Source organism: Natrinema amylolyticum (assembly GCF_020515625.1).
Taxonomy (GTDB): Archaea; Halobacteriota; Halobacteria; order Halobacteriales; family Natrialbaceae; genus Natrinema; species Natrinema amylolyticum.
Genome location: NZ_JAIWPJ010000002.1, coordinates 1,089,851 through 1,111,384, shown reverse-complemented (window position 1 = coordinate 1,111,384; position 21,534 = coordinate 1,089,851). Strand labels below are relative to the sequence as shown.

18 protein-coding genes are annotated in these 21,534 nt (G+C 66.8%); 10 read left to right on the top strand and 8 right to left on the bottom strand.

All coding sequences use genetic code 11. From position 1 onward, the window contains the following. Nucleotides 1-737, top strand: a 737-nt coding sequence (locus LDH66_RS15660) for an aldehyde dehydrogenase family protein (protein WP_226482000.1), incomplete at its 5' end; no start/stop codon positions are given. A 40-nt stretch (nucleotides 738-777) separates the two neighbouring features. Here LDH66_RS15660 and LDH66_RS15655 read toward each other — a convergent pair. After that, nucleotides 778-1,932, bottom strand: coding sequence for a hypothetical protein (locus tag LDH66_RS15655; RefSeq protein WP_226481999.1), 1,155 nt, complete (start codon nucleotides 1,930-1,932; stop codon nucleotides 778-780). A gap of 128 nt (nucleotides 1,933-2,060) precedes the next feature. Here LDH66_RS15655 and LDH66_RS15650 point away from each other — a divergent pair, with 128 nt between their 5' ends. The 4 genes from LDH66_RS15650 to LDH66_RS15635 all read left to right on the top strand — a co-directional run bounded on the left by LDH66_RS15650 (nucleotide 2,061) and on the right by LDH66_RS15635 (nucleotide 8,022). Beyond that, nucleotides 2,061-3,026, top strand: coding sequence for a carbohydrate kinase family protein (locus tag LDH66_RS15650; protein ID WP_226481998.1), 966 nt, complete (start codon nucleotides 2,061-2,063; stop codon nucleotides 3,024-3,026). A 66-nt stretch (nucleotides 3,027-3,092) separates the two neighbouring features. Beyond that, complete coding sequence (locus LDH66_RS15645; RefSeq protein WP_226481997.1) at nucleotides 3,093-4,265, top strand: YhjD/YihY/BrkB family envelope integrity protein; 1,173 nt, start codon at nucleotides 3,093-3,095, stop codon at nucleotides 4,263-4,265. Between the two features lie 201 nt (nucleotides 4,266-4,466). Next, nucleotides 4,467-7,694 (top strand): nitric-oxide reductase large subunit, encoded by a 3,228-nt coding sequence (locus tag LDH66_RS15640; RefSeq protein ID WP_226481996.1) that lies wholly within the window; start codon nucleotides 4,467-4,469, stop codon nucleotides 7,692-7,694. 82 nt (nucleotides 7,695-7,776) lie between these two features. Continuing rightward, nucleotides 7,777-8,022 (top strand): DUF7861 family protein, encoded by a 246-nt coding sequence (locus tag LDH66_RS15635; RefSeq protein ID WP_226481995.1) that lies wholly within the window; start codon nucleotides 7,777-7,779, stop codon nucleotides 8,020-8,022. A gap of 102 nt (nucleotides 8,023-8,124) precedes the next feature. On the opposite strand, the gene LDH66_RS15630 is transcribed toward LDH66_RS15635, so the two are convergent. Both LDH66_RS15630 and LDH66_RS15625 read right to left on the bottom strand, forming a co-directional pair. Then, nucleotides 8,125-8,550: a CopG family ribbon-helix-helix protein gene (locus tag LDH66_RS15630; protein WP_226481994.1), complete on the bottom strand. Its 426-nt coding sequence runs from the start codon at nucleotides 8,548-8,550 to the stop codon at nucleotides 8,125-8,127. 160 nt (nucleotides 8,551-8,710) lie between these two features. Next, on the bottom strand, nucleotides 8,711-9,481 hold the full coding sequence (locus LDH66_RS15625; protein WP_226481993.1) for a creatininase family protein: 771 nt from the start codon (nucleotides 9,479-9,481) through the stop codon (nucleotides 8,711-8,713). Nucleotides 9,482-10,189: 708 nt separating this feature from the next. On the opposite strand from LDH66_RS15625, the gene LDH66_RS15620 reads away from it, so the two are divergent. Next, a complete protein-coding gene (locus LDH66_RS15620) occupies nucleotides 10,190-11,020 on the top strand; it encodes a mechanosensitive ion channel family protein (RefSeq protein WP_226481992.1) in 831 nt (276 codons plus the stop codon). A gap of 66 nt (nucleotides 11,021-11,086) precedes the next feature. Here LDH66_RS15620 and LDH66_RS15615 read toward each other — a convergent pair whose 3' ends face one another. Next, on the bottom strand, nucleotides 11,087-11,620 hold the full coding sequence (locus tag LDH66_RS15615; RefSeq protein WP_226481991.1) for a hypothetical protein: 534 nt from the start codon (nucleotides 11,618-11,620) through the stop codon (nucleotides 11,087-11,089). Between the two features lie 140 nt (nucleotides 11,621-11,760). Between LDH66_RS15615 and LDH66_RS15610 the strand changes: the two genes are divergently transcribed. The 3 genes from LDH66_RS15610 to LDH66_RS15600 all read left to right on the top strand — a co-directional run bounded on the left by LDH66_RS15610 (nucleotide 11,761) and on the right by LDH66_RS15600 (nucleotide 16,420). Next, entirely contained in the window at nucleotides 11,761-12,213 is a 453-nt protein-coding gene (locus LDH66_RS15610; RefSeq protein WP_226481990.1) for a hypothetical protein, read from the top strand. A 58-nt stretch (nucleotides 12,214-12,271) separates the two neighbouring features. Then, on the top strand, nucleotides 12,272-15,724 hold the full coding sequence (locus LDH66_RS15605) for a PAS domain S-box protein (RefSeq protein WP_226481989.1): 3,453 nt from the start codon (nucleotides 12,272-12,274) through the stop codon (nucleotides 15,722-15,724). 240 nt (nucleotides 15,725-15,964) lie between these two features. Next, a complete protein-coding gene (locus LDH66_RS15600; protein WP_226481988.1) occupies nucleotides 15,965-16,420 on the top strand; it encodes a hypothetical protein in 456 nt (151 codons plus the stop codon). On the opposite strand, the gene LDH66_RS15595 is transcribed toward LDH66_RS15600, so the two are convergent. Together LDH66_RS15595 and LDH66_RS15590 are read right to left on the bottom strand one after the other, a co-directional pair. Further along, nucleotides 16,405-17,073, bottom strand: coding sequence for an O-methyltransferase (locus LDH66_RS15595; protein WP_226481987.1), 669 nt, complete (start codon nucleotides 17,071-17,073; stop codon nucleotides 16,405-16,407). The two genes, LDH66_RS15600 and LDH66_RS15595, sit on opposite strands and share 16 nt — an antisense overlap. A 150-nt stretch (nucleotides 17,074-17,223) precedes the next feature. Beyond that, a complete protein-coding gene (locus LDH66_RS15590; protein WP_226481986.1) occupies nucleotides 17,224-18,177 on the bottom strand; it encodes a mechanosensitive ion channel family protein in 954 nt (317 codons plus the stop codon). Nucleotides 18,178-18,306: 129 nt separating this feature from the next. Between LDH66_RS15590 and LDH66_RS15585 the strand changes: the two genes are divergently transcribed. Further along, nucleotides 18,307-18,753 (top strand): dCTP deaminase/dUTPase family protein, encoded by a 447-nt coding sequence (locus LDH66_RS15585; RefSeq protein ID WP_226481985.1) that lies wholly within the window; start codon nucleotides 18,307-18,309, stop codon nucleotides 18,751-18,753. 349 nt (nucleotides 18,754-19,102) lie between these two features. On the opposite strand, the gene LDH66_RS15580 is transcribed toward LDH66_RS15585, so the two are convergent. Continuing rightward, the gene (locus LDH66_RS15580) at nucleotides 19,103-19,903 is read right to left on the bottom strand and encodes an enoyl-CoA hydratase/isomerase family protein (protein ID WP_226481984.1); all 801 of its coding nucleotides are present in this window, start codon (nucleotides 19,901-19,903) and stop codon (nucleotides 19,103-19,105) included. Beyond that, the gene (locus LDH66_RS15575) at nucleotides 19,903-21,483 is read right to left on the bottom strand and encodes a long-chain-fatty-acid--CoA ligase (protein WP_226481983.1); all 1,581 of its coding nucleotides are present in this window, start codon (nucleotides 21,481-21,483) and stop codon (nucleotides 19,903-19,905) included. The genes LDH66_RS15580 and LDH66_RS15575 overlap by 1 nt, the downstream gene beginning before the upstream one ends. Nucleotides 21,484-21,534 lie beyond the last annotated feature (51 nt).

Here is a 21,534-nt window from a genome sequence, read left to right as displayed (position 1 = left end):
CCCGCGAGAGCGGCATGGTCAATCTGCATATGGAACTCGGCGGGAACGCCCCCGCGGTCGTCTTCGACGACGCCGACCTCACTGACGTCGCCGGCAACTGCGCCAAAGGATCGTTCAAGTACGCCGGACAGCGCTGCTCGGCGATCTCGCGCGTGCTGGCCCACGAGTCGGTCCACGACGAACTCGTCGATCTGATCGACGGGCAGATGGACGCCTGGACTGCCGGCGACCTCTTCGACGAGGACACCGCCTTCGGCCCGCTCATCAGCGAGGACCAGGCCGATTGGGTCGAGACGCTCGTCGAGGACGCCGTCGACAAGGGCGCGGAGATCGTCCGCGGCGGGAGCCGTCGCGCCCCCGAGGGCGTGCCAGACGAACTCGCCGATCAGTTCTTCGAGCCGACGCTGCTCGCGAACGTCCCGCGCGACGCCCGCATCGTCGACGAGGAGCAGTTCGGTCCCATCGCTGCGATCACGACCTTCGAGGACGAGGACGAAGCTCTCGAGATCGCGAACGGCTCCGATCTCGCGCTCGACGCGGCGGTCTTCACGAGCGACTACAAGCGTGCGATGCGGATGGCCAACCGTATCGACGCCGGCGCGGTCCGGATCAACGGCGCGCCGAGCCACGGGCTGGGCGACGTCCCGTTCGGCGGCAACAAGGACTCGGGTATCGGCCGCGAGGGCCTCGACGCCTCGATCCACGCGATGATGCGCGAGAAGAGCATTATCCTGTAACGTAGCCGGTTCAGTTTACTTCCGTCGAAACACCGATGGATCAAAACGAGAACGACTCGGAGGCGATTAGCGTCTCGGTTTCACCGATGACGGCGACGGCCTGAACGGACCCTGATTCTCCGGCATCGTACTCGAGCGTCGCTTTCTGACCGACTTCAGTCAGGGTTTCGCGTTTCTCGGCACCCTCGTGCACTTCGAGTCGGTCGGCGTTACCGCTAGCAGTGTACGTTACGGTGATGGTCCTCGATGACTGATCGACTTCGATGGTCGTCCCGGCCATCGCCTCCGATCCGCGTTCGGCGAACAGATCCTGATACTCGTACTCCTCAGTCGGAACGGTTCGCGTCGCCACGCCGACGTTGCCGTCGACCTCGACCGTCACGTCGTCGAACCGGTCCGACATCGTCTCCTCGAATTCTTTCGTCCGATCAGCGTTGGCGTAGACGGCGACCCCCGAGTAGGCCGACGTGTCGGATCCGAGTGACCACGAGAAGGCGGCACCGCTCCCCGCTGTCTCGCCCTCGTATTCACCCCAGAGGACCGTGCCGTCGCCGACGCGCTCGAGCAACTGCGCGAAGTGGTCGTGTCCGTCGACGCGCCGATCCGTTCCCTCGACGCCCGCCGCGAGGATCGCATCGAGGGCCGCGCCGTCGGCAGGGCTCACGACGACCGTCTCCGCGGAGACGGCGACCGAGACGCCGTCGCGCTCGCGGACCGCGAACTCGCCGACCGACGACTCGCTCTCGGCGTCGACCGCGGTGGGGTCGAACGAGCCGGCGACGACGTTCCCGGCGACACCCTCGGACCCGAATCTGAGCACTGACTCCACTGCCGACTCGCCATCGGCGACCCGCTCGACGACCTCGCTGCCGTCGCCGTCCGGCACCGTCGGCACGTCCTCGACGACGCCCGCCCGCAGGTCGTCCTCGAGCCGTCGGACCGTGGCGAGGTCGCGGTAGTGAAAGAGGAGTTCGGCGCTGCTCGAGGCCGGAACCCAGCGCTCGAGGGGCGTCACGTCGCTCGGACTGCTATCGTCCGATTCGTCCGATTCGTCCGATTCGTTCGATTCGTCGGGTTCGTCGGATTCGTCGGTCCCGGTTTCGGGGAGTCGCTCGAGACAGCCCGCACTGAGGGTGGTGAGGCCCGTCCCGAACCCCGCGGCCGCGAGTAGTCGCCGGCGAGAAGTGTCTTTCATACGAATACTATCGGCTCGGAACGGGGGCCGGATATAGATTCCCGATTCGGCCGGCTCCGCCCGAATTCGACGACCGCGCTCGCCGTCGCGTCGATAGAACTACCGCCGTCGACGACGCACACACGAGCATGTCTCGCGAGGTGCTCGTCGCCGGCGAAACGCTGATCGACTGGGTCCCCGAGCGACCCGGACCGCTCGAGGCGGTCGCGGAGTTCGAGCGCCGTCCGGGCGGTGCACCGGCGAACGTCGCCGTCGGACTCGCTCGCCTCGAGGGGCCGCCGCTGTTCTGGACCCGCGTCGGTGCGGACCCGTTCGGCCGATACCTCGAGCGGGCCCTCGTCGATCACGGCCTTCCCGACCGATTCGTCGAACGTGATGGGGACGCGAAGACGACGCTCGCGTTCGTCGCTCACGACGAGAGCGGCGACCGCGAGTTCACCTTCTACCGGGACGGGACCGCCGACACGCGCCTCGAGCCCGGACGGATCGACGACGAGACGCTGGCCGACTGCGAGTGGGTCCACGCGGGCGGCGTGACGCTGTCGAGTGGGCCGGCGCGCGCGGCGACGCTAGACCTGCTCGAGCGGGCCGCAGCCGCGGACTGTACGGTCTCGTTCGATCCGAACTTCCGGCCCGAACTGTGGGCCGACGTCGAGGCGTTCGCGAGCGTGGTCGGCGACGCGCTCGGAGCCGTCGACGTCTGTTTCGCGACGGTCGCGGAACTCGAGGCGCTCGGGTTCAGCGGCGAGACCCCGACGGCGATCGCCCGATCGACGATCGACGCGAGCGGGGCTCACACCGTCTTCGTCACGCGCGGCGGGGAGGGTGCCGTCGCGGTTGCGGCCGACGACGCGTCGTGGCCCGCGGCCGCGGTCGACCATTCCGGCTTCGCAGTCGAGACCGTCGATACGACGGGCGCCGGTGACGCCTTCGTCGCCGGCGCGATCACCGCCCTCCGAGAGGGGAAGGGACTCGAGGACTCGGTGGCCGTCGCGAACGCGGTCGCGGCGACGGCGACGACAGACGCGGGCGCGATGGCGGCGCTCCCGACTCGCGAGGCGGTGGCCGAACTGCTCGAGCGGGAGTCGGACTGACGGCAGCGGTGCGGGCCGTGTGGTTGCAAGCCGGAGCGCTATCCGGGCCTGTGACGGACTGCGAGTATGGGTCTCAACGTTCGCGGGGCGGCCCCCTTCGCAAAATCGGTGGTGGCGGGGATTCAGGAGAAGAACGTGACGTTCATGGCGGCCAGTATCGCGTATCAGGCCTTCATCTCGTTGATTCCCTTGCTCGTGCTCGTCTTCTTTCTCGTCTCGTTCCTCGGCGGCGAGGGGCTCGCCCAACAGGTGTCGTCGGCGACCGAAGGCTTCCTCCCGGAGAGCGGCCAGATCATCCTCGAGGACGGGATCGAAGGTTCGACCGGGAGCGCGGGAACGTCGATCATCGGCCTCCTCGTCCTCCTGTGGGGGTCGCTGAAGATCTTTCGGGGGCTGGACACCGCGTTCTCGGAGATCTACGCCTCGACCGAGGACAACTCGCTGGTCGACCAGTTGCGAGACGGGGCCGTCGTCTTCGGGACGATCGGGGTCGCGCTCGCGGCGGCCGGGGCGACCAGCATCGTCTTCGCGTTCTTCCCTAACAGCCTCTTCATCGGACTGTTGAACCCGCTGTTGCTCGTCGTCGGGCTGACGATCGCCTTCGTCCCGATGTACTACCTCTTCCCCGACGTTGACGTCTCCGCCCGTGAGGTGTTGCCGGGCGTCCTCGTCGCCGCCGTCGGCTGGGCGGTGCTGCAGTCGCTCTTTCAGGTCTACGTCGCCGTCTCGAGCAGTTCCGACTCGGCGGGACCGATCGGTGCCATCCTCCTCCTGTTGACCTGGCTGTACTTCGGCGGGCTGATACTGCTCGTCGGAGCCGTCGTCAACGCCACCCACTCGGGACACATCGATATCGAACCCGACGCGACGGACGACGGAGCCGACGCGCTCGAGGGCATCCCCGAGGACGCGGAGCGGGACTCGTTCGTCGACGCGGACCGGCGCGAACGCGAGCGCCTCGAGGCGCGACTCACGGAACTCCGGCGCGAACGCGATCAGTTACGGAACGATCGCGAATCCCAGCGGACGCGCCGCTACCGGCTCGAGGACCGGGTCGACGACCTCGAAGAACAGATCGGGGACCTCGAGACGACGAACGGAGAACTCGAGGCGGAAAACGAGCGACTCCGCCGCGAACTCGCGGCCCGTCAGGGATCGTCGTGGCGACGGCGGTTGCGCGGCGTGCTGACGCGGGTTCGGACGCTGAACGTCGGCGTCGTCGAGAATCGAAACGAGTAGCGTCCGACCGTCGGTAGCGCGAACGGCGGCTCTCAGTGACCGATTCCGTTCCGCCGGTCGGCCCGGACGCACCGACGGATCGACGATTGGGAGACGGCTGGCGACCTCGGCGACCGCCGGTTATCGCTTGCAGATGACACGTTTACTATTATACACTCGCTTCGAGCCAACTAGCGGTACCGAACGTGGAGAGAGGCGATCATGGGTATCAGAAACGTGTTGTCAGACGGCGATCCGTCGAGCGGAACCGACCGGCGACCGATCGAGTACGTGACGGACCGTCTCGAGACCGGCGCGGAGACCGTCTCCGACCTCTCGCGGAGCGTCCGTCGCACCGCCGGCGAGCGAGTCGTCGATGCGATCAGTCGGCGCGGAGACGAACGACGAACGGGGCCCGGAACGGGAACCTGGAACGAGAGACGCGACCGACTCGTCGAGCGGGCCGTCACCGAACTGTCCGACCGACTCCTCGATCACCCTCTCGAGGAACGCCGTGAGGGAACCGAACTCGAGCCGGAGATCGAGGAGTCGCTCGACCGCGCGCTCGAGTCGTTCGTGCGGCGATACGAGCTGGACGAGTCCCGACTCGACGACGACGCGCTGACGGGGATCCGAGACCGGTTGGCCGCGGAGACCAGCGCGGACGCGCGCGAGTCGCTCGAGGACGCGCTCGACGAGGCGTACGAACGGTTCTGCGCGGAACTGGACGTGGAGACGGATCGGTCCCTCGACCGGGTTCTCTCAGACGTCTGCCGGCGGGACGCCGTCCGCGTCGGCCACGCGCTCGAACGAGTGCTGACCGAGGAAGTGCCGGAACTCGTCGACGAACGATCGGTCGACGCGACCGTGGCTGGGGAGCGCTCCGGGAGAGCGCGTGCGCAGTCACCCGGCCCGGCCGAGAGCCGGACGGGCTCGAGCACCGGTCAGCCCGCGGCTGCGAGTACCGGTCGGTCGGCGGCCGCGATAGCGCTCGCGGCGGCGATCCTCCGCTCTGCCACTGCCGCCGGCGATCGGTCCCTCGTCGAGCTGCTCCCGATCTCGGCGTCGACCCCGTCCGACGGGGGGAGCGGGAACGCCGCGCTCGGCTGGCTCCTCCTCGACTCCCTCTCGAGTCTGGTCCTCGAGACCGGGGGCGGGGACGGGGGCGTCGATCTCGACGCGCTTCGATCCGGCTCGAGAGGCTCGCGGGCGCTCGTTGCGCTGTTCGTCGCCAATCTCATCGCGATGGGGGTCGGTGCGTGGCTGTCCCGCGAGCGCGCACCGCCGATCCCCGACGAGATTCGCGGTCCGGACGGGGACGTGGTCGTCACGAACGACCACGTGCGACTCGGCAAGAAGCTGTTTCAGGCCAACGGGCTGATGAACCTGGGCTCGATTCTGGGCAACGGCTCGTACTTCGGGGTCGATCTCACCGCGGACGCGCTGGAGCTCAAAGCCGAGTTCATGCGCGAGTACTACGCCCGGCAGCGAGGCGAGGACTCGTTCGAGGCGCTCGACGACGACGAGCGGGCGGCGGTCGCGGACCGCGTCGAACGGGAACTCGACGCGGACGCGCCGGCGGGACCGGTCGCGCGGTACTCGGCGGCGGAGGCCTATGCGCACCGGCGGATTCGAGAACGGTACGTCGACCGATACTACCGCGGCTCGCCCGAGCGCGGGATTCCGTCGGAGTTCGTCGGCTCGGCCGACCACGCCGAGCGGATCGCCGACTTCGCGTGCTGGACGGCGTGGCTGGCCCACACCGACCGGCCCGGCTCGGATCACTCCTATACGAACGACTGGCCGTACGTGCCGGGGACCGGAAACCGGCCCACTGGGCAGGTGCTGGTCTGGAGCACGATCAGCGTCGTATTGCTCATCGCCGGCGGCGGGGTCGGCGTCTGGGCCTACCACGCGTTCGATTTCGCCGAGCCGACGACCGACGTCGTCGACGTGCCCACCCCCGACGCGGTCTCGATCACGCCGACGCAGTACGCCGCGGCGTGGTACGTCCCCGTCGCCGGAGCGCTGTTCGTCGCGCAGACGCTCGTCGGCGCGCTGTTAGCCCACTACTACGTCGAGCGCACCGGCTTCTACGGCATCGAGGAAGTCCTCGGAATCGATGTCGTCTCGCTGCTCCCGTTCTCGGTCGGCCGCGCCTGGCACGTCAACCTCGGCATCCTCTGGATCACGACGCTGTGGCTCGGTGGCGGCCTCTTCCTCCCGGGACTGTTCAGCGACCGCGACCCGCCCCGGCAGGCCGCGGGCGCGACCGCACTGCTCGGCGTGCTCGTCCTCGCGACGCTCGGCGCGTTCGCGGGCGTCTGGCTCGGCACGCGCGGCGCGTTCGGCTCGCCCGAGGACGGCGAGCGCTGGTGGTGGCTCGGCTCCGAGGGCCTCGAGTACCTCGAGGTCGGCCGCGTCTGGAAGTTGGGACTGCTCGGCGGCTTCGCCGGCTGGACGTGGCTGGTGCTGCGGGGCGTCCGCCAACTCGACGAACCGGCGACCGGGCTGGGTCACTTCATGACCTATGCGGGCGGCTCGATCGCGCTCATGTTCGCCGCGAGCATGCTCTACACGCCCGAGACGAATATGGCGGTCACGGAGTTCTGGCGCTGGTGGGTCGTCCACATGTGGGTCGAAGGCGTCTTCGAGTTCTTCGTCACCGCCGTCATCTCCGCCGCGATGGTCTCGATGGACCTCCTCGAGAAAGGCGACGCCGAAACGGCGATCCTCTTCGAAGTGTTCGCGATCATGGCGGCGGGGATCGTCGGCGTCTCCCACCACTACTGGTGGGTCGGCCTCCCCGACTTCTGGGTCCCGCTCGGGACGACGTTCTCGACGCTCGAGTTCGTCCCGCTGGTGTTCGTGCTCTATCGCAGCCTCGGCGAGTACCGGTCGCTGAGAGCGCAGGGCGAATCCTTCCCCTACGCGCTGCCGCTCCTGTTCATCCTCGGCAGCAGCGTCTGGAACTTCGTCGGCGGCGGCGTCCTCGGGTTCTTCATCAACCTGCCGGTCATCAACTACTACGAACACGGGACCTACCTGACCGTCGCCCACGCCCACACGTCGCTGTTCGGTGCCTTCGGCCTCCTCGCGCTCGGTCTCGGTACGTATATCCTGCGCGTCGTCACGCCCGAAGCAGCGTGGGACCCGCGGTGGTTCCGGGGCGCGTTCTGGCTGACGAACGTCGGACTCGTGATCATGACCGTCGCGTCGTTGCTCCCCGTGGGATTCGTCCAACTCCGGACCGCCTATCGGGACGGGTACGCCGCCGCGCGCAGTCTCGAGTTCTACGAGCGAGACCGCATCCAGACGTTGCTGTGGGCGCGAACCCTGGGCGACGCGCCGATGATTCTCGGCGCGCTCGCCTTTACCGTCGGAGCGGTTCGGCACCTCGCTGCGGCACGGCAGCATCTGGATCGGGACGGCAGACTGCTCGGCGGTTGATCCACTCGATGGGACTGAGCGACGGGACTCGAGCGACGGCGGAGCCAGGATATTCAACTGCGTGACCGACGTCCGTTCGCACGTGACTCACGACCGAATTCACGCCCGGAAGCCGACGCACGACGTCGAACGGTGGTCCGTTGGGACTATCGAACGCGTCACCGAGCGAGACGGCCACTGCGTCTTCGACGTGCGGACCGACGCGGGCGAGACGGTCGAACTCGTCGTCACGGTCGCAATCCGGGACTTAGTCCTGCGCAGACTGGACCTCGAGGACGAGGAGTCACCGATCGGTACGCGCGTCTGGTATCGAAAGCACGGCGGGTAGCGTGCGACTGACGGGAGCGGTACGCGGACATATCGCACCGAGAGCGATGCCGGCCGCTTACCGACCGTCGCCGGCGACACCGTCTCCGTTCGCTCGGCGGTGCTATCCCTGTGCGAGCGGATTGAAACTGTCGACCGGAATGACCGAGTAGTCGACGGTCAGCGCGTCCTTGGTCGCCCTGATCTTGCCGACGAACGTCGAGATGTCCTTGAGTTCGCCCTCGAGGACGAACAGCTCCATGCAGTAGTGGTCGCCGACGTGACTGTGGAAGTTCGAGGCGACGAGGGCCTCGTGTTCGTGGCGCAAGTGCATCATCCGCTCTTCGACGCTCGTGGTCTCGTAGTCGAACAGCACGGTGACGATGCCCATCAGGTCCCGCTCCTCGAGCCGCGTGTCCTCGAACTCCCCGAGCAGGTTCCGCGAGGCTTCCCTGACGACTTCGCTCCGACCGGTGTAGCCGTGCTCCTCGGCGAACTGGTCGAGTCGCTCGAGGAGTTCGTCCGGCATCGAGACGCTGACGACTGCCATGTAATAAAACAACCGCGGTAATCTATTAAGGATTATCATCAGCGGCGCTCGCTGATACTGCGAAACGCACGCGGCCGCAGCCGACGTCACGACTGCGGCTGCGTGCGGCGTCTCCGGTCGATATGGCCCCGACCGACTCGACTCGAGTCGGCCCCCGAATTCAGACGTGCTCCTCGGGGAGCAGGTCCGCGAACTCCTGAGCGGCGAGCCACTCGCAGAGGCGGACGAGTTGGTCGCTCGCCGCTTCAAACAGTTGCTCGCCCTTCTCGGCGGAGGCGTCCGTCTGGTCCCCCAGGACGCCGTTGTCGGTGTTGTCGGCCGCGTCGAAGAACGTCCGCGAGCCGTGTCTGACCGTCTCTGCCGCCTCGACGCTCGGGATTCCGGTGTCCCTTGCCTCCTCGAGGCGGTCGTCGTGAACCAGGTCCGGTTCGAGGTATTGGATCATCGAGGTCTCCTTGGGCCCGCCGTGGGGCCCGTTCTGTTCGAAGAGGTCGTCGACCAGTTCCGGGATCGACTCGTCCCACATCCACTCGATGGCGTACGCGACCTCGTCCTGTCGGAGTCGTCCGCCGACTTCCCGCAGATGCGGAACGTTCCCGCCATGGGCGTTGACGTAGATCACGCGATCGATCCCGTGCGCCGTGAGATTTCGCGTCAGCGATTCCATGTAGGACCGGAACGCCGGCGGTTCGACCCACATCGTCCCGTGGAACTGTCGGTGGTGGCCGCTGACGCCGATATTCACCGTCGGCGTACAGAGATATCCGGTCCGGTCGGCGACCTCGCGCGCGAACGCTTCCGCGATCAGGTGGTCGGTCGCTTCGGGGAGGTGCGGCCCGTGCTGTTCCGTCGAACCGAGCGGCACGAGCGCGAGCGATTCCGATTCGAAGTACGTCTCGAGGTCCGGCCATGCCTCGTCGCCGAGATACATGGTACTCCCTCGTGTGCGGATCACCAATAGCGTAGTGCCGCGACGCGACGCCGCACGTGTCGAGACGCGGACGCGGCGACGAGCCGGTTATCGGCCCGCCAGTCGCGCGAGGTGGATCGCGTCAATAAAACGCCATCGGTAAATATTGATTACCGGTCTCGAGTTACTCGGAGCGATTTCCGGGATTCCGCTCGCCGCCGCGCCAACGAAACGAACATACTGGCGTGAGAGGTGACAAATAGTCCGATAAATCAGCATGAAGTTGGCCGTCCGTTCACAATACCGCGACACCGGATTACAACGGAAACTACCGCGATCGGTGCGCTGGTTCGCGCGTTCTGCGGCGAGGTCGACCGCGCGAATCCGACGTGGTGTCGGTCACGACCTATGAGTGAAATTGGACACGTTCGGTGGCCCCAGAACGGCGGTGGTTCGCGGCCGGCCCCCGAGCGTCGCTATCGGCGTTTCGAACCCGGTCACAATACGCGTTTATCGCCCGACGGCTCGAGGGTCATCCCGGGCGAGACACCGATCCCGGTCGTCGCTTCGTCCGGAACCCCTATCGATCGGTCACGGTACGGCCGCCACACAATTCGCCGTAACGGACACTTCAATAGCGGCCGCGGGGCCACTCGAGAACGGTTAGTTTCGTGACTTATTGATACGCACTCAATTACAAAGGACGGTCGACACCAACCGGAGTCGTACATGGTACCACCGTACCCTGCCCAAGCACAGGTTCCCGACTGGCTGCAAGATCCCGTCGCGGAACTGGTCACGTTCCTGCCACGGCTGATCGGCGCGCTGATCATCCTCGCGATCGGATGGATCCTCGGTCGCGTCGCGGCGGGCGTCGTCCGACGGCTCGCCGACGGCGTCGAACTCGATCGAATGGTCCTCGAAACGCCGCTCGGACGCATCCTGGGCGGCACGGAACAGGCGGTCTCGAGCGCGTTCGGGACGCTCGCGAAGTGGTTCGTCTACGCCCTCGCGATCCTCGCGGCGGCGAACGCGCTCGCGATCGCGACGCTGTCGCAGTGGATCTCGACGGCGGTCTCGTACCTGCCGGCGTTCATCGCGGGGCTGCTCGTCATCACCCTCGGGTTCGTCGTCGCCGACTTCATCGGCGACGCCATCGAACGGACCCGGGCGGCGACCCAGACGGCCTATGCGAGCTGGTTCGCGACCGGAACGCGGATGTTCCTCTACTTCACGGCGATCGTCATCGGCCTCGACACGATGGGGATCGACGTCGGCATCCTCTACGTGTTCGCACGAGCGCTCGCGTGGGGCCTCGGTGCGGCCATCGCCATCGGCGCAGGCGTCGCGTTCGGCTGGGGCGGCAAAGACTATGTCGCCGATAACATCGACAGCTGGATGAATCGGACGGGGAACGTCGCGCCGAGCGAGGGAGAGACCGCCGGCGACCGGTCGCGAAGCAGTGAACGGACCGGAAGTAGTCCGGGTACCGATCGCGATCGCGGAAGCAGTCCGAGTACTGATCGCGAACCCGGACCCGGGCCGAGCGATGATGACTAACCACGGTAGCTGAGTGCAGTCACGACTGACCGCGACACCGGACGGTCGATACGGACGGCGCGACGATCAGTCGGCTTCGATCTCGGCCGCGGCTCGCTCCGTATCCGGCCCGTCGGTTTCGCTGCGCGGAAACAGCGGTTTGACCGGAACGAGCACGTGGGCCCGTACGAGCCGCCCGTCGTTCCGTCGCCACTTCTTCAAGTGCGCGATCGAGTGCGAGCCGTCGTAGCCGTCCTCGATCCGCTCGCAGATGTCGTCGAACTCGTCCTGATCGAACAGTTCGGCCGAGATCGGATCCGTCTCGACTGCGACGCTTCCGCGCCGGGCGTAGACGTCGAGGCGGCCCTCGAACGCGTACTCGAGGGCCTCGATCCAGCCGTGGACCTCGCCGACCGTCGGCCGCTCCGGTGCCGTCGGAAAGGTGATCGACGCCTGATACTGATCGGGGCGCTCCCGAACGTGTCGCTGCCAGAGTCGTCCCAGTCGCCGTGCAGTCCCGCTACCGGGTACGCCCGATGCGATGTGGGCCGCTCGGTCGGCCGCGGCCGCGGCTCGCCGTCGGAGGGTCGTCACGGAGACAGGTCGATCGCGTTCCCTCATTCGTTCTCACGTTCGAGTTACGGGCACCGGTAATACGTCCTTTGTTGTGCGGCCGCGGTCGACCGGTGATCGAGACGTGCGACGCTGGCCGTCGACGGTTCGCGAGAGTTTTGTGCAATGAGTTGCTACCGGTGGGCAGAATGCCTCGTACAGGGCCCAGTCCCTCGCGTCCGCTCCTCGCCGGTTCCGTCGCGGTCGTCGCCGCCGGCGTCGCGGTTAATCTCGGCTTTGATTCCCCGCTTCGAACGCTCCCCGCTCTCCTCTTGATCGCGCTCGGTGTCGCCGGCGTCACGAGCACTGCCAGAGAGCACGGGACGGCACGGCTCCGCCGCACCGCGAAACGATGGTGGCTGCTCGCGTTCGCCACCTTCCTCCCCTACGCGCTGGCGACGGCCCCCGACAGCGAATCGGCGGCCGCCGTCGGCGACGCGTTCGCCGGCCCGGTCGCCTCCCTCGCGCTCGAGTCGGTCGCCGGCGCGACCGTTCTCTGTGCGGTCTCGATGACGGTCCTCTACGGGTTCGCCTGGTACGGCATCCATCCGGGACAGCCGACGCCCGAAGAGCGCGTTCTCGCGGACGGCGGCGACGAGTAACCCGCTCGAGACGGCCAGCGGCGCTGGACTTATCCGTTCGAACGGCCTCCTACTCGCAATGACTGAACGGGCGGAGCCGGCGGCGCCAGCCCCCTGGAGCGACGGTGACGATCGGGCGGCACTCCAGTGGTACCGGACGCTCGTCGATACGGTCGCGGACGGCGTCTTCCAACTGGACGCCGACGATCGGATCGTCGCGGTCGACGATACCCTCCTCGAGCTGACCGGCCACGCACGCGAGACGCTCCGCGGTGAGCACGTCGCGGCGCTCTTCAGCGAGCCCAGTATCGAACCGGCCGAAGTGGAGTCCGCCGGCGTCTCCGAACTCGAACGATCGATCAGGACGGTCGACGACGCCGCAATTCCCTGCGAGCTACGGCTCGGAACGGTCCCCGGTCCCGACGGCCGTCAGGGGTCGATCGGCGTCGTCACAGAACTCGACCGCGACACTCGAGCGCCGGCGGAATCCGAGTCGACCCGGCCTGAGCCGTTCGAATCGATCACCGCGGTGCTCGAGAGAGCCGACGTGGGCGTCTTCGTGCTCGACGACTCGTTCGACGTCGCGTGGATCAACGACGCCACCGAGCGGTACTTCGGACTCGACGCGACGGACGTGATCGGCCGGGACAAAATGAGTGTGATCGACGAGACGATTCGCGACCGGGTCGGCGATCCGGACGAGTTCGTCGACATCCTCGGAGCGACCTACGACGACAACAGCCACACTGAGCGCTTCGAATGTCACATTACGCCGGGCGACGGCCGCGAGGAGCGCTGGCTCGAACATCGGAGCAAGCCGATCGAAACCGGGCCCTACGCGGGCGGCCGGGTCGAGCTCTACTACGACGTGACCGAACAGCACCGGCGCGCCTCCCAGCTCCGGCGGCTGAACGAGGCCGTCCGCGAGTGGCTCGGTGCCGAGACGCGAGAGACGGTCGCCGAACGGGCCTGCCGGCAGCTCTTCGATATCCTCGATCTCGAGATCAACGGCGTCTTCCTCCACGACCCGGAGACGGCAGCGCTCGAGCCGGTCGCCCGGTCCGAGCCCGCGGCGGCCCTGTTCGACGAGATCCCGACGTTCGCAGCGGGGGAGGGGATCGCCTGGCGCGTCTTCGAGACCGGTGAGCCGGTCATCTACGACGACGTGACCGCCGATTCAGACGTCTACAACCCCGAGACGCCGATCCGAAGCGAGATCTGTCTCCCGATCGGGGACCACGGCGTCGTCATCATCGGCTCCGAAGCGCCCGGCGCGTTCGACGAGGGCGACCTCTCGCTCGCGAAAATCGCGACGTCGAGTCTCGAGGCGACCTTCGACAGAATCAGTCACGAACGGAGCCTCGAGCGCGAGCGGGCCCAGACCGAGACGCTGCTCCAGACGGCACCGGTCGCGATCTCCGTCGAGGACGCCGACGGTGAGACCGTGCTGGCGAATCGACACGCACAGACGGCGCTCGGCCTCGACGATCGGGAACCGCTCGGCGAGACGGAACTGCTCGCCGAACGGACCGTCGTCGACGCTGACGGCGACCCAATTGCGCCCGACGACGGGCCGTCGGCGCGCGTCAGGGACACCGGCGAACCGGTCTCCGACGAGGTGCTCGCGATCGAGGGGCCGTCGGGCGAACGGACGTGGTTCTCCGTCACCGCCGTCCCCGTGTTCGGTGCCGATGGCGAGCTCGAGCGGGTCATCTCGGCCGGCGAGGACATCACGGCGCTCAAGGAACACGAGCGTCGCCTCGAGCGCCGTAAGCGCGAGCTCGAGACCGAACTGAGCGAGATCTTCGGTCGCATCTCGGACGCGTTCTACGCGCTCGACGACGACTGGGAGTTCACGCACGTCAACGACCGCGCGAACGAGCTGCTCGGGTACGCGGACGAGGAGCTCGTCGGCGAGAACATTTGGGAGACGTTCCCCAGCGGAACGCGATCCGATCTCATCGAGCGCTACCGGGAGGCCATGGAGACCCAACAGTCCGTTTCGTGGGAGCGCTATTCGGACTCGCTGGGCATCTGGATGGAGATTCAGGCGTACCCCTCCGAGACGGGACTGTCAGTGTACTTCCGCGATATCAGCGACCGGAAGCAGCGCGAACGCCACCTCGAGCAGTACGAGCGGATCATCGAGACCATCGAGGACGGTATCTACGTCCTCGACGAGGAGGGCCGGTTCACGATGGTTAACGACGCGTACGCGGCTCTCACTGGCTACGATCGCGACGAGTTGCTCGGAAGCCACGGCTCGCTCGTCGTCGACGAACGGGTGATGGAGACCGCCCAGCGGATCGCCGCCAACGAGAGCGACGAGCCGGCGATAGAGACAGTACTCGAGACGAAATCCGGCGAGCAGGTCCCGATAGAGGCGACGGTGACATCGATCACGACCGCGGACACCGGTCGCGAACGGATCGGCGTCGTTCGGGACGTCACCGAGCGACAGGAACGACAGCGCCGGCTCGAGGAGAGCGAGCAGCGCTATCGCACCCTCGCGGAGAACTTTCCGAACGGCGTCGTCGCCCTCTTCGACGACGAACTTCGGTACACCGCTGCCGGCGGCCAACTCCTCGGCGAAATCGGGATCGATCGCGAGGTCGCGATCGGCCAATCGATCCACGAGCGGTATTCCGACGAGCTGCTCGCCGACATCGAACCCCACTTCCGGGCCGCTCTCGACGGTGACGAGCGTACCTTCGAGGTGACCTACCGCGGCCGGGAACTCCGTGCCACCACCCTTCCCGTCCGGACCGGCGGCGAGGTCTCCGGCGGGATGCTCGTCATTCAGGATATCACCGAACGAACGGAGTACCGGCGCAAACTCGAGGAGTCGAACGAACGCTTAGAGCAGTTCGCCTACGCCGCCTCGCACGACTTACAGGAGCCCCTGCGGATGATCACCAGCTACCTCCAGTTGATCGAGGGCCGATACGCCGACGACCTCGACGCGGACGGCAGAGAGTTCATCGACTACGCCGTCGACGGGGCCGAGCGCATGCGCGAGATGATCGACGGCCTCCTCGAGTACTCCCGCGTCGAGACGCAGGGCGATCCCTTCGAGCCGGTCGCCCTCGATGTGGTCCTCGCGGACGTTCGCGAGGACCTCCAGTTACGTATCGACGACCGCGACGCCGAGATCACGGCGGACGACCTGCCCCGCGTCGCGGGCGATGCGAGCCAACTCCGGCAGGTATTCCAGAACCTGCTCTCGAACGCGATCGAGTACAGCGGCGACGAGCCGCCGCGGATTCACGTCAGCGCCGAGCGCACCGGTCAGATGTGGGAGATTTCGGTCCGCGACGAAGGGATCGGGATCGACCCCGCGGAGCAAGATCGGATCTTCGAGGTGTTCCAGCGCCTCCACAGCCGCGACGAACACGCCGGAACGGGAATCGGGCTCGCGCTCTGTCATCGAATCGTCGAGCGCCACGGCGGCGAGATCCGAGTCGACTCCGACCCCGGCGAGGGGTCGACGTTCTCGTTCACCCTCCCGACCGTCGACGCCGCGGCGGACTGAACACCCGCCAGTCGTCGGTGCAGCGGACTGAACACCCGCCAGTCGTCGGTGCAGCGGACTGAACACCCGCCGGCCGTCGGTGCAGCGGACCGAGATCCCGTCGCCGTCGGCGCAGCCCGGACCGAGACCCCGTCATCGCCCGTGCGGCCGCGGACCGGCCCCGACTCGAGCGGGCGGTCCGAAACGCCTGCAGTCAGCCAACAGCTATATATCCGGCCGCCTACTCAACCCGCCAAAGCGGTGCACGACGTGATTCCGACAACACGCGGTTCGGATCGATCCCTGCTCGCCGCCTCGCTCGTCTGTTTCGCCGTCGCCGGCGTCGCGACCGTCGCCGCCGACGGAATCGGTCTCACCCTCGGAGCGACGGGACTCGCTGTCGGCGGCGTCTACTGCCTCGCTCGCTACGCTCGATCGGTCACGCGGGAGCACCTCGCGTACGCCGCGCTGGGACTGTGGCTCTCGTTTCTGGGGGTCGCCGGGGCTCACGCCGTCGGCCTCGAGACCGTCGGCTCGATCGCGCCGGGACCTGCGTGGGTGACGGTCGTCGGACTCGCTGCGATCACGCGGGCGACGCTGCTCGCCGCCGCCGGGACGACGATCTTCCTCGGCTTCCGGGAGTACGGCTCCCCGGCGCCCGCTGAGGAGCCCGAAGAGGTGTTCGACGGCGAGACGACCGACTACCCGACGCGGTAACTCACTGCGATCCCCTCGCCGAGCGGGACGGGGACCGTCTCGAAGTCCGGATCGTCGCGGACCGTCTCGAGGTAGTCGATGACCCCCTGCGTGTGTTCGTTCGCGTCCGTCGGGGAGCCGCCCTCGGCCCACTCGAGCAGGTCATCGAACTCGACGACGCTGGCCGTGATCGCGTTGTCGGCGACGACGACGCCGCCGACGGGAATTTTCGATCGAACGGCCTCGAACGCGTCCGCGTACCGGCTCTTCTGGTGGTCGATCAGGACGACGTCGAACGGGCCGTCGTAGCGGTCGATCGTCGCCATCGCGTCACCGAGTTCGTACCGCGTGATATCGTCGTAGCCGCCCGCGGCCATGTACTCGCGGGCAAGCTCGAGTTCGTCCTCGTCGACCTCCGTGAGAACGATCTCGCCGTCGTCGGGGAGCGCGTCGGCGAACCAGTAGGCCGAGTAGCCGTAGCCGGACCCGAACTCGAAGATCCGCTCGGCGTCGTTCAGGCGGGCGATGAAGCGGAGGAACGCACCGACATCGGGGCCGACGTGGGGGAACCCCTCGGCGGCGGCGTACTCGTCCATCTCGATCAGCGTCTCGTCGGGATCCGGACCGACCGCGCGAACGAAGCGAGCGATCTCGTCGGTGAGGACGTCGGTCATACCCGGGGATACGGTCGCCAGTACATATAGTAGCCACTGGAAGTCAGTGCACATCTGACGCACGACAGCGTCGCGATCAGTATGTAAATCGTTTCAGTGGCTACTATAGGGTTCGGGGAGTCCGGTGCGGGCTCCCCGCGCCAGCGGTCGTTACCGGTTCCGGCTCACCGGGAACGACACGCGGTCGGGGTGCTCGTTGAACCGCTCGAGGACCCGCTCGTAGAGGTCGTTTTTCACCCGCTGGCCGCGTCGCGGATGGACAAGATAGCGGAGCCGGAGTTCGACCCACGACTCCTGTTGCACGACGTTGACCGACGGTCCGTCCCGGACCTCGAGTTCGACCGGCGTCTCGGCGAGGAGTTCGCGGTAGCGGGCGATGTTCTGGGCCATGCGCTCGCCCAGGTAGTCGTCCGCGACGTCGGTCAGTTCCTGTTGTGCGAACGCGAGGTCGGTCTCGTAGGAGAGCTGAATCGAGATCTCGTTCCAGACGTAGGGGAACTTCTCCCACGAGAAGTTGTACACCTCCGAGGAGAGGACGGTGCTGTTGGGCAGGGTGACGACGCGGCCGGAGGGCTGGTTCGAGGAGACGAGTTCGCCGTTGATCTCCCAGAGGGTGGTGACGAGGAAGTCGACCTCGATCACGTCGCCCTTGGCGTCGCCGATCCGGACGCGGTCGCCGACCTGATAGGGTCGTTTGATCATGATGTAGAACCATCCCATCAGCGAGAACAGCGGCTGCTGGAGCGCGAAGGTGACCGCGAAACCGACCACGCCGAGCGAAAAGAGCACGCCGAGCCACTGCTCGGTGAGGACGCCGAGCAGTCCGATGACGGTGACCGCACCGAGGCCAAATCGGAGGACGTTCCGCGCGTCGTGAGCCCGCCGTTTGCTCGCGATCCGTCGGACCAGCAGGTGCCGAGCCAGATGATAGATCCCGTAGGTTCCGGCGACGACGGCGATCGCCAAGAGGGCCTTCGTCGCGATGACGTCCCCTGGGACGCCCCCAGTGGGCAACCACGTGGGGTCCAGCGCCGGCACGGCGTTCGCGGCGACGGTGGCGACGACGGCGACGGCCAGCGAGCACAGCCCGAGGAACCTGTTCACTCGAGCGAATTTCTACGCAGCGGTGAAAACGATTGCGCTCGGCCCCGTCGGCGAACCGGTGACGGACGGCGTCGTCCACGCTCGCTGACAGTATCATTTTTTACGCTCGGAACCGTCGTATCGCCCGATATGTCCGCCGACCATCCCCTCGCCGAATTCGTCGATAACAAGGTGTACGAACCGGTACAGGTCACCGACCGCGGCGTCGACCTGACGGTCAGCGCCGTCTACGAGGTGGCCGCTCCCGGCCGCCTCGACTTCGGCGGCGATGAACTCACGGACGCCGACCTCGAGCCCGTCCCGACGGAACTCGAGTCCCCTCACGACGAGTTCGGCTGGTGGCACCTCGACGGCGGCCAGTACGTCGTCCAGCACAACGAGTTCCTGACCGACCTCGAGGAGCCGGTCCAGCTCCAGCCCCGCAACGAACTGCTGGCTCGCGGCGGCTCCCATCCGTCGATGCAGGTGCGAGACCACCTGCCCTTAATCCCGCTGACGGTGGCCGACGGCGGGCTCAAAATCAAGGAGAACGCGCGGGTATCGACGCTGGTTCCCGTCGGAGAGACCATGCAGTAACGGCGGTCGTGTCGCCACCGGATCGTCACCGGTTCTCGAGCGGGCGCCGCTACGGTTCGTAGGCGAGGTGCTCGACGGCCACGACCAGCCGGTAGAACAGTTGAAGGAGGAACACGGACGCGATGAGGGCGAGCGGGAGGATCGACGACAGGAAGATACTCAAGGGACTGAGGATTCCATATATCGAACTCGCGAGCCATAGGATCCCGATCGCAACGCCGGTAGGGGACCGTATCTGATCCCGAAGTGAGGCTGGCGGCATACCTATACGTTCTAACAGCTTTGTAGGAATAATTTCTGATAGGAGGGTAACTGAAAAGCCAATGCGAAATCTCGACTGCGAGCGCGCCTACCGACCCTCGTATTCGGGATCGCGGTCCTCGAAGAAGGCGTTGACCCCCTCCTCGTGGTCCGCGGTCTCGAAGACGATCCCCTGGGCCGTCGCCTCGTCGGTCAGGGCCTGCTCGAGCGATTTCTCTAAGCCCTCGCCGAGGAGGCGGTTGGCGTGACGCAACGCGATCGGCGGGCCGGAGACGATCTTCGCGGTGAATTCCTCGACCTGCTCGTCGAACTCGTCGGCCGCGTAGACGTGGTTGACCAGTCCGAGCTCGTCAGCGCGATCCGCACCGATGATATCGCCCGTGAGCACGAGTTCCTTCGCGACGTTCTCACCGACGACGCGGGGGAGCAGATAGGAGGTACCTGCGTCGACGCTCAGCCCGACCTGCCGGAAGACGAAGCCGAAGACGGCGTCTTCGGTCGCGAGTTGCATGTCGCAGGCCAGCGCCAGGTTCGCGCCGGCGCCGACGGCTGGGCCGTCGATGGCCGCCACCGTCGGGACCGGGAAGTCGATCAGCCGCCGCATCAGTTCGTTGGTCGACCGCTCGAGCGTCCGAACCCGCTCGTCGGCCGGTACCTCGTTCTCGATCCCCTCGACCATCGACTCGATGTCGCCGCCAGCCGAGAACGCGCCGCCCGATCCCTCGAGGACGACACAGCGGGCGTCGCTGTCCTCGATCTCGTCCAGGGCCTCGGTGAGGCCGGCGCTGATCCCCTCCGAGAGGGGATTTCGTTTGTCGGGCTGGTTGAGCGTGATCGTCGCGACCCCCTCATCCTCGATCTCGAGGAGGACGTCGTCGCCGAGGGCCATTATTCGGCCACCTCCTCTCCGTCCTCCTGCTCGCGGAGCTTGAACTTCTGGACCTTCCCGGTAGTCGTCCGCGGGAGTTCCTGGACGAACTCGACCTCGCGCGGGTGTTTGTACTCCGCCATGTTGGTCAGGCAGTACTCCTTGATTTCCTCCTCGGTCACGTCGCCCTCGGGCGTGCGGACGATGAAGGCCTTGACGGTCTCCCCGCGGCGTTCGTCGGGAATGCCGGCCACGGCGGCGTCGGCGACGTCGGGGTGCTCGAAGAGGAGCTCCTCGACCTCGCGCGGATAGACGTTGTAGCCGCCGGTGACGATCATGTGCTTCTCGCGGTCGACGACGTAGAAGAAGCCGTCCTCGTCCTCGTAGCCGATGTCACCGGTGTGGAACCAGCGCCGCCCGCCCTCTTCGGTGAAGGCCTCCTCGTTGGCCTCTGGCAGGCCGTAGTAGCCCTTCATCACGTTCGGCCCGGCGACGACGATTTCGCCGGTGATCTCCCGGAGGTCGGCCTCCTCCTCGTCGATCGGTCCCTCCTCGACCGGCGGGACCTCCTCGAACTCCTCGTCGACGACTTTCGAGTCGACGCCGGGGACGGTCTTACCGACGCTGCCGACGCGGCGACCGTCGATCGGGCTGTTGAAGTGGGTGATCGGGCTGGTCTCGGTCAGGCCGTACCCCTCGTAGATCTTCGGCTCGTAGAGCTCCTCGAACTGACGGAGGACTTCGACCGGAATGCCGGAGCCGCCGACACCGCAGAGCCGCAGTGACGACATGTCGAACTCCTCGGCGTTCGGCTGGTTGATGACGTCGTTGTACATCGCCGGCACGCCGTGCATGATCGTCAGCTCCTCGTCCTCGATGAGCGAGACGGCGTCCTGTGCGTCCCACGAGGCCATCGGGTAGTACGCGGCGCCGTTGAACAGCGCCGTGTTCATCACGACGGTCATCCCGTAGATGTGAAACAGCGGGAGGACGCCGAGCTGCTTGTCGTCCGGCCGGATCCCGTCGGGAACGAGCTCCGACGCCGCGTTCGCGTTCGACGCGAGGTTCTCGTGGGTGAGCTGGACGCCTTTCGGCTGGCCGGTTGTCCCCGAGGTGTAGGGCTGGACCGCGTCGTCGTCGCCGTCGCGCTCGGCGACACCGGGATCGCCGGGCTCGAGGAACTCCTCGAACGCGGTCGCGCCCTCGGCGTCGCCGCCGACGCTGACGACGTGTTCGACGTCGGTCTCGTCCTGTACTTCCGTGACGAAGGGAACGAGATCGGCGAGCGCGACGACCACCTTCGCTCCGCTGTCGGCGAGCAGATGACCGATCTCGCGGGCCTTGTATTGGGGGTTCATCGGGACGACGACCCCGCCGGCGCGGAGCGCCCCGTGGAAGGAGATCAGAAACGGCGGCACGTTCGGCAGATAGAGCGCGATACGGTCGTCCTCGCCGATCCCCCGTTCCTCGAGTGCGGTCGCGAAGGCGCCGGTCTGGCCCCAGAACTCCTCGTAGCTCGTTTCCGAGCCCTGAAACCCGATCGCGGTATTGTCGCCGTGTTCCTCGACGGCCTCCGCGACATTAGTGACAAGATTTGTCATAGTCCGTGCGGTACGTTCGCGCGTATCGTAAAAAAGATTTACATCGTTCGG

What these genes read in the sequence shown, in the direction of transcription:
- LDH66_RS15605 (WP_226481989.1), top strand. Translation starts at nt 12,272, where the DNA reads ATGACTGAACGGGCGGAGCCGGCGGCGCCAGCCCCCTGGAGCGACGGT.
- LDH66_RS15630 (WP_226481994.1), bottom strand. Translation starts at nt 8,550, where the DNA reads ATGGCAGTCGTCAGCGTCTCGATGCCGGACGAACTCCTCGAGCGACTC.
- LDH66_RS15575 (WP_226481983.1), bottom strand. Translation starts at nt 21,483, where the DNA reads ATGACAAATCTTGTCACTAATGTCGCGGAGGCCGTCGAGGAACACGGC.
- LDH66_RS15650 (WP_226481998.1), top strand. Translation starts at nt 2,061, where the DNA reads ATGTCTCGCGAGGTGCTCGTCGCCGGCGAAACGCTGATCGACTGGGTC.
- LDH66_RS15580 (WP_226481984.1), bottom strand. Translation starts at nt 19,903, where the DNA reads ATGGCCCTCGGCGACGACGTCCTCCTCGAGATCGAGGATGAGGGGGTC.
- LDH66_RS15595 (WP_226481987.1), bottom strand. Translation starts at nt 17,073, where the DNA reads ATGACCGACGTCCTCACCGACGAGATCGCTCGCTTCGTTCGCGCGGTC.
- LDH66_RS15645 (WP_226481997.1), top strand. Translation starts at nt 3,093, where the DNA reads ATGGGTCTCAACGTTCGCGGGGCGGCCCCCTTCGCAAAATCGGTGGTG.
- LDH66_RS15655 (WP_226481999.1), bottom strand. Translation starts at nt 1,932, where the DNA reads ATGAAAGACACTTCTCGCCGGCGACTACTCGCGGCCGCGGGGTTCGGG.
- LDH66_RS15640 (WP_226481996.1), top strand. Translation starts at nt 4,467, where the DNA reads ATGGGTATCAGAAACGTGTTGTCAGACGGCGATCCGTCGAGCGGAACC.
- LDH66_RS15620 (WP_226481992.1), top strand. Translation starts at nt 10,190, where the DNA reads ATGGTACCACCGTACCCTGCCCAAGCACAGGTTCCCGACTGGCTGCAA.
- LDH66_RS15615 (WP_226481991.1), bottom strand. Translation starts at nt 11,620, where the DNA reads ATGAGGGAACGCGATCGACCTGTCTCCGTGACGACCCTCCGACGGCGA.
- LDH66_RS15585 (WP_226481985.1), top strand. Translation starts at nt 18,307, where the DNA reads ATGTCCGCCGACCATCCCCTCGCCGAATTCGTCGATAACAAGGTGTAC.
- LDH66_RS15625 (WP_226481993.1), bottom strand. Translation starts at nt 9,481, where the DNA reads ATGTATCTCGGCGACGAGGCATGGCCGGACCTCGAGACGTACTTCGAA.
- LDH66_RS15610 (WP_226481990.1), top strand. Translation starts at nt 11,761, where the DNA reads ATGCCTCGTACAGGGCCCAGTCCCTCGCGTCCGCTCCTCGCCGGTTCC.